The following is a 7,206-nucleotide window of genomic DNA, read 5'->3' as shown; positions in this document are numbered from 1 at the left end:
CGGCTACCGGGGTCTTGTCGACCTGCGCCGTTGCGATCGGCGGGCCTTTTGCGATGACCGCAGACAACTGCGTCGCCTCCGGGCACGCGCCCTTGCAAAGCGTGCGGATCTTCACGAGGTTGTCCTTCGCGCGGACCACTGCGCCCTTGGCGACAAGCGCCTCGCCCTGCCCCTTCAACGCCGCGACGTCGTTCGGTTCTAGCAGCAAGGCCTCGCGGTACAGGCGGATCGCCTTGCCTGGCAGATCGCGCGTTTCGGCGACCTTGGCGAGCAGCAGGAACGCGGCACGGTTGCGTGGGTCGACCGCGACGGAGGTCTCCAGCACGTCGGTCGCGCCATCGAGGTTCCCTGCGGCGACCAGCGAGCGACCCTGGGCGAGAAGTTGCATCGAGCGCGCGTCGATCTGCGCGTCGGGGCGTTGCCCGCTGAGCGACGTCGACACGCATACGACGGTCAGCGCGGCGGCAAGGGCAACGGACGAAAAACGCATGATCGTCTCCAGGCGGGTCACGGGTTGAGCCACTGGGCGGCTGGCTAGCACGCGGCCCGGAGGCGCGCGACAAAAAAGCCGTCGGTGCCGTCGCGGCCGGGTTCGAGGCGGACGCCGTGGCCGTGCTTCGCGCCGGCGGGGAGCGTCAGCGGCTCGGTCGTCCAGCCGGGATGCGCGTTCAGGAACCAGGTGACCTGATCCGTTCCTTCGGCGTCGAGCAGCGAGCAGACGATGTAGACGAGCGCGCCGCCGGGCTTGACCAGCGTGGCGGCGACGGAGAGCACCTGCTGCTGCGTCGATTGCAGCCGCGAGACGCGGTCGGGGGTAAGCCGCCAGCGCGCCTCGGGATTGCGCCGCCAGGTGCCGGTGCCCGAACAGGGGGCGTCGACCAGCACGCCGTCGGCGCGACCGGCCCATTCGCTCAGCGCCTCGATCTCGCGCGTCGGATTGAGCAGGCGGCTTTCGACGATCGTCGCTCCCGCTCGTGTGGCTCTCGGCGCAAGACGCGATAGGCGGTTGCGATCAGTGTCGCAGGCGAGGATCACGCCCTCGTTCTTCATCGTCGCGGCGAGTGCGAGCGTCTTGCCGCCCGCGCCCGCGCAGAGGTCGACGATCCGTTCGCCGGGTTTTGCCTGCATCGCGAGGCCGACAAGCTGACTGCCTTCGTCCTGCACTTCGAGCGCGCCTTCGTTGAAGAGCGGGAGCGCTTCGACGTTGGTACCTGTGGGAAGGCGGATGCCGTCGGGGGCATGGGGCGTGGCTTCGGCTTTGGGAAGTGCTGCGAGAACGGTCGCCCGGTCGGCTATCAGCGTATTGACGCGGAGATCGAGCGTGGCGCGGCCGGCTAGGTCTGTAAGGGCGGCGCCGTCGAGGCTTGAAGCGCGGAGGGCCTTGCTCAGCCACTGCGGGGCTACGCCCGCGCGGGCGCGGGGTTCGTCCTTGGCGATCGGGGCGGGTGCGTGGGTGGAGCCGTCGAAGGTCGCGGCGACTTCCGGATCGGCGTCGGCGACGAGCAGCATCGCGGTGCGGCCGTTTTCGGGGCGGTCGCCGGCCTTGCGGATCGCGGCGTAGACGAGCTCGCGGACGGCGCGGCGGTCCTTCGAGCCGGCGTAGCGGCGGATGGCGAAGTAGCGGGCGATCAGCGTGTCGGCGGCGGCGCCGGACTCGCGGGCGGCGGCAATGATCTGGTCGAGGAGTTCGATCGCGGCCTGAGTGCGTGCTGGGGGAGTCACGTGTTGGCTCCCGACTTCGCGTGGGTTCGGGGGGAGGCTTGGTACGGAGTGTTCGTCATCATTCCCTCCCCTAGCCCCTCCTGCGAGCGGGAGGGGAATAATTTCGGGATTGGGGCGGGTCTGGTCGCAAGCTTGCTTGCGGTTGCGGGCCGAGGCTAGGACCCGGTTACGGCGCGAGCGACTCCAGCCCTTCCCTACGTCATCCCGGCGAATGCCGGGACCCATGGACACGGTGGACCAGACGATAGCGTCCAACCATCACCCGGCCCGCAACCGTGGGTCCCGGCGTACGCCGGGATGACGAATGGGGGGGGCGGCTGCGATTTAGGCAGGCGCGTCGGCTTTTTAGCTCGAAATCGACCCGCCCCCGGCCCCTCCCTTCCAAGGACGAGTAAAGCGCCCTTACCGAGTGGGGTAGTTCGGCGCTTCCCGCGTGATCGTCACGTCGTGGACATGGCTCTCCATCAAGCCCGCACCTGTGATCTGCACGAACTCCGCCCGTGCCTGGAGATCCGGGATCGTCGCCGAGCCGGTATACCCCATCGCCGCCTTGATCCCGCCGACGAGCTGGTGGATCACGTCCTTCGCCGGGCCCTTGTAAGCGACCTGCCCCTCGATGCCTTCGGGGACGAGCTTCAGCTGATCCTTGATGTCGCCCTGGAAATAACGATCCGCCGACCCGCGGCCCATCGCGCCGACCGAGCCCATGCCGCGGTACGACTTGTACGCGCGGCCTTGGTACAGGAACGTCTCGCCGGGTGCCTCGTCAGTGCCTGCGAGCAGCGAGCCGATCATCACCGTCGAGGCGCCCGCCGCGAGCGCCTTGGCCATGTCGCCCGAGGTGCGGATGCCGCCGTCCGCGATCACCGGCACGCCGGCCTTGTGGCCTGCCTCGGCGCAATCCATCACCGCGGTCAGCTGCGGCACGCCGACGCCAGCGACAACGCGCGTAGTGCAGATCGAGCCCGGGCCGATGCCGACCTTGATACCGTCCGCGCCCGCACCGATCAGCGCGCGCGTCGCTTCGCCGGTGGCGACGTTGCCCGCGATCACCTGGACCGAATTGGACAGCTTCTTCACGCGCTCGACCGCGCGGCCGACGTCGCGGTTGTGGCCATGCGCGGTGTCGATCACGATCAGGTCGCAGCCCGCGTCGACCAACTGCTCGGTCCGGTCGAAGCCCTTATCGCCGACCGTCGTCGCCGCGGCCACGCGCAGGCGGCCAGCCTCGTCCTTGGTGGCGTCCGGGAACATCACCGCCTTCTCGATGTCCTTGACGGTGATCAGGCCGACGCAGCGATACTGTGCATCGACCACGAGCAGCTTCTCGATGCGGCGGGCGTGGAGCAGGCGGCGCGCCTCTTCCTTGCCGACTTCGGTCGAGACCGTCGCGAGGTTCTCGTGGGTCATCAGCTCGCTGACCGGCTGTTTCGGATCGCCCGCGAAACGCACGTCGCGGTTGGTGAGGATACCGACGAGCTTGCCGTCCGCCTCGACGACCGGGATGCCGCTGATCCGATGTCCGGACATCAGCGCCTGCGCCTCGCCGAGTGTGGCGGTCGGCCGGATCGTGATCGGGTTAACCACCATGCCCGATTCGAAGCGCTTGACCTGGCGGACGGCCACCACCTGCTCCTCGATCGTCAGGTTGCGGTGGAGCACGCCGATGCCGCCGAGCTGCGCCATGACGATCGCCATGTCGGCTTCGGTGACGGTGTCCATTGCGGACGAGAGGATCGGGATGTTGAGCGCGATGCCGCGCGTCACCTGCGTCCGGGTATCGGCCTGGCTTGGCAGCACGTCCGATTCCCCCGGATACAGGAGGACGTCGTCGAATGTAAGGCCGAGGCGGATATCCATGAGAGCTGCCGTTCCTGGGTGTGAGGTGGCGCGCCATGTAACCAAACGCGCGGCATACGGCTAGGCCTCTCATAAGCGGACGTGCTATAGCCGGGCCATACACGGATGGGGGATGTTCGATGGGCCTGATCGTTGCCGCGCTGCTGCTGGCGCTGGTGCTGCTGTACCTCTTCACCAGCATCAAGATCGTCCGCCAAGGCTACCAATACACGATCGAGCATTTCGGCCGCTTCACAACGGTCGCGCGGCCCGGGTTCAACTTCTACCCCGCGTTCTTCTACCGCGTCGGGCGGAAGGTGAACATGATGGAGCAGGTGATCGACATCCCCGGGCAGGAGATCATCACCAAGGACAATGCGATGATCTCGACCGACGGGGTCGTGTTCTTCCAGGTGCTCGACTCGGCCAAAGCTGCATACGAAGTGTCGGACTTGTACCAGGCGCTGTTGCAACTCACGACGACGAACCTGCGCACGGTCATGGGGTCGATGGACCTCGACGAGACGCTGTCGAAGCGCGACGAGATCAACGCGCGGCTGCTCAACGTGGTCGATCACGCGACGACACCGTGGGGGGTGAAGATCACGCGCGTCGAGATCAAGGACATCCGTCCGCCTGCCGACATCGTCAATGCGATGGGGCGGCAGATGAAGGCGGAGCGCGAGAAGCGGGCTAACATTCTGGACGCGGAGGGCTCGCGGGCTTCCGAGATCCTGCGGGCCGAGGGGCAGAAGCAGGCGCGCATTCTCGAGTCCGAGGGGCGCAAGGAGTCGGCGTTCCGCGACGCCGAGGCGCGCGAGCGGGCGGCGGTGGCGGAGGCTTCGGCGACGCGCGCGGTGTCGCAGGCGATCGAGGAGGGTGGCGCGCAGGCGATCAACTACTTCATCGCGCAGAAATATGTCGAGGCGATCGGGAAGTTCGCCACCTCGCCGAATGCGAAGACGATCCTATTTCCGGTCGAGGCTACGCAGTTGATGGGGACGCTTGGGGGGATCGGGGAGCTGGCCAAGGATGCGCTGCGCGATGCGGTCGCGTCGCCGCCGGCCAAGCCGGCGGCGCGTGGGCCGTTCGAGTTGTCGAAATCAACCGAGGTTCCGAAAAGCTGATGGACGCGCTTGACGGGATCGGCGGTGCGGCTGGCGCGTGGCTGATCGCGGCGCTGGTGCTGGGAATTGCCGAGCTGGCGGTGCCGGGGGTGTTCCTGGTGTTCCTGGCCATCGCCGCCGCGGTGACCGGGGTCGCGGTGTTCGCGCTGCCGGATTTACCGGTAGCAGCGCAACTGGCCGCGTTCGCGGTCTGGAGCGCGGTTACGGTGCTGATCGGGAAGCGCTGGTACCGGGATTATCCGGTCGAGGGCGGGGATCCGATGTTGAACGACCGGTCTGCTCGGCTGGTTGGGCACGTCGTCGTTGTCGAAACGGCGATCGTCGGCGGCCGCGGGCGCGTGCTGGTGGGCGATGGAAGCTGGCCAGCTCGTGGTAAGGATGCGGGCGTTGGTGCACGGGTTCGTGTTGCGGCGGTTGTTGACGGTGAGGTGGTGGTGGAGCTGCTTTAGTCCGGTCCCGCTCTCGGAGGGCTGAACTCGCTGCTCCCCTCCCTGGAAGGGAGGGGTTGGGGGTGGGTCGGGTTCCGCATGCCCGAACTGTTGTGGCTCAGGCCGGCCTACCCACCCCCGGCCCCTCCCTTTCAAGGAGGGGGAAGTAGCCTTCGGCGTGGGGAGAGACGCGTAGCGGCGAGGGTGAGGGCACGCCGTATCACGTGCCCTCACCTTCCCACCCGACTTCGTCGTGCGGGCCCCGTCCTCTCCCCGGAAGGGAGAGGAGTTTTAGGCCGTTTCTCTCACTTTCGGCGCGGCCTGGCGCACGCCTTCGTCGACATGCTCGGCGAACTGGGCGAAGTTCTCCACGAACAGGTCTACCAGCCTGGCCGCCGTCGCGTCGTAGGCGTCCTTGTCCGCCCAGGTCGTGCGCGGGTCGAGGATGGCGCTGTCGACGCCGGGGACGCTTACCGGGACCTGGAAGCCGAAGTTCGGGTCCGTCCGGAACTCCGCATCGTTCAAGCTCCCGTCGAGTGCCGCGTTGAGCAACGCCCGGGTGGCCTTGATCGGCATGCGGTTGCCGACGCCGTATTTGCCGCCGGTCCAGCCGGTGTTGACCAGCCAGCAATCGACGCCGCCCTTTGCGATCCGCTCCTTGAGCAGATTGCCGTACACCGACGGATGCCGCGGCATGAACGGTGCGCCGAAACAGGTCGAGAAGGTCGCGTCCGGCTCGGTGACACCGATCTCGGTCCCGGCGACGCGCGCGGTATAGCCCGAGAGGAAATGGTACATCGCCTGGTCGGGCGTCAGCTTGGCGATCGGCGGCAGCACGCCGTACGCATCGGCGGTCAACATGACGATGTTGCGCGGCACCGGCCCCATGTTCTCGGCCGACGCATTCGGGATGAAGTCGATCGGATACGCACCGCGGCTGTTCTCGGCGAGCGTGTGATCATCGAGATCGAGCAACCGCGTCGCCGGGTCCATCACGACGTTCTCCAGCACCGTCCCGAACCGCTTGGTCGTTGCAAAGATCTCGGGCTCGGCATCGGCGGACAGGCGGATCATCTTGGCATAGCACCCGCCCTCGAAATTGAAGACCGCGGTGTCGGACCAACCATGCTCGTCGTCGCCGATCAGCGTCCGGCTCGCGTCCGCCGAGAGCGTCGTCTTGCCGGTGCCCGACAGGCCGAAGAACACCGCGGTATCGCCGTTCGCGCCCATGTTGGCCGAGCAATGCATCGGCATCACGCCGGTCGGCGGGAGCAGATAGTTGAGCAGGCCGAACACCGACTTCTTCATCTCGCCGGCATATTTGGTGCCACCGATCAGGATCAGCTTGTCGGTGAAGTTCACCGCGATCACCGTCTCGCTGCGACAGCCGTGGCGCGCGGGATCGGCGCGGAAGCTGGGCAGGTCGACGATCGTATAGTCCGCGACGAAGTCCTTCAGCGCCGCCTGTTCCGGCCGCACCAGCATCGTCCGGATGAACAAATTATGCCACGCCAGTTCCGTAACGACGCGGACCTGCACGCGGTGGTCGACCTGCGAGCCGCCGTACAGGTCCTGCACGAACAGCTCGTCCTTCTGCGCGAGGATGGCGAAGAAATCCTCCTTCAGCGCGGCGAAATGCGCGGGCTCCATCGCCTTGTTGCTCTTGCCCCACCAGACGGTCGCGTCGGTCTCGGCATCGCGGACGATGAACTTGTCCTGCGCCGAGCGCCCGGTATGCGCGCCGGTCTCGACCACCAGCGGGCCATCGGCGGACAGCGTACCCTCGCCGCGTTCGAGCGCGGCTTCGACGAGCTGCGCGGTGACCAGGTTCCAACGCAGGGTGGCGCGGGTTTCTATCCCCTGCGCGGCTAGGCCGCCGGCCGGAATATTTTCGTTGGGCAAGGCATCTCTCCAGATAGTGTTCGCATACGTATGTATGTCGTTGCGCGCGGCTGTACGGGGCGCCTTTCCACGGGTCAAATGCGCCGATCGATGACGCGGTCCCGATACGGTCTTAGTTGAGTGCCGGCGCGGTTTGGCCTACGCCGATACGCCAACGACCGAGGCGAGCGAGCCAGAGATGACGGCCC

General features: G+C 67.1%; 6 protein-coding genes. 2 read left to right on the top strand and 4 right to left on the bottom strand.

Annotated features, from left to right (window positions below; all coding sequences use genetic code 11):
• From H8S47_RS16425 to guaB, 3 genes are all read right to left on the bottom strand, one after another.
• Positions 1 to 490: tetratricopeptide repeat protein (locus H8S47_RS16425; protein ID WP_187504854.1), on the bottom strand; the 490-nt coding region annotated here is incomplete at its 3' end.
• Between the two features lie 44 nt (positions 491 to 534).
• Positions 535 to 1,722 carry an RsmB/NOP family class I SAM-dependent RNA methyltransferase gene (locus tag H8S47_RS16420; protein WP_187504853.1) on the bottom strand — a complete coding sequence of 396 codons (1,188 nt, stop codon included), beginning with the start codon at positions 1,720 to 1,722 and terminating at the stop codon, positions 535 to 537.
• A 402-nt stretch (positions 1,723 to 2,124) separates the two neighbouring features.
• Positions 2,125 to 3,582, bottom strand: a complete 1,458-nt coding sequence (guaB, locus tag H8S47_RS16415) for an IMP dehydrogenase (RefSeq protein WP_187504852.1) — start codon at positions 3,580 to 3,582, stop codon at positions 2,125 to 2,127.
• Positions 3,583 to 3,701: 119 nt separating this feature from the next.
• On the opposite strand from guaB, the gene H8S47_RS16410 reads away from it, so the two are divergent.
• The gene (locus H8S47_RS16410; RefSeq protein WP_187504851.1) at positions 3,702 to 4,688 is read left to right on the top strand and encodes an SPFH domain-containing protein; all 987 of its coding nucleotides are present in this window, start codon (positions 3,702 to 3,704) and stop codon (positions 4,686 to 4,688) included.
• Positions 4,688 to 5,137 (top strand): NfeD family protein, encoded by a 450-nt coding sequence (locus H8S47_RS16405; RefSeq protein WP_187504850.1) that lies wholly within the window; start codon positions 4,688 to 4,690, stop codon positions 5,135 to 5,137. The genes H8S47_RS16410 and H8S47_RS16405 overlap by 1 nt, the downstream gene beginning before the upstream one ends.
• 270 nt (positions 5,138 to 5,407) lie before the next feature.
• Here the strand turns inward: H8S47_RS16405 and H8S47_RS16400 are convergent, their stop codons facing one another.
• Positions 5,408 to 7,018, bottom strand: coding sequence for a phosphoenolpyruvate carboxykinase (locus H8S47_RS16400; protein ID WP_187504849.1), 1,611 nt, complete (start codon positions 7,016 to 7,018; stop codon positions 5,408 to 5,410).
• Positions 7,019 to 7,206 lie beyond the last annotated feature (188 nt).

It is taken from the genome of Sphingomonas albertensis, from assembly GCF_014358075.1.
Taxonomy (GTDB): domain Bacteria; phylum Pseudomonadota; class Alphaproteobacteria; order Sphingomonadales; family Sphingomonadaceae; genus Sphingomonas; species Sphingomonas albertensis.
The sequence above is the reverse complement of the archived record's forward strand: the minus strand, read 5'-3'. Positions and strand labels throughout refer to the sequence as shown.

Coding starts and splice junctions, on each gene's coding strand:
- H8S47_RS16410 (WP_187504851.1), top strand. CDS start 3,702: ATGGGCCTGATCGTTGCCGCGCTGCTGCTGGCGCTGGTGCTGCTGTAC.
- H8S47_RS16405 (WP_187504850.1), top strand. CDS start 4,688: ATGGACGCGCTTGACGGGATCGGCGGTGCGGCTGGCGCGTGGCTGATC.
- guaB (WP_187504852.1), bottom strand. CDS start 3,582: ATGGATATCCGCCTCGGCCTTACATTCGACGACGTCCTCCTGTATCCG.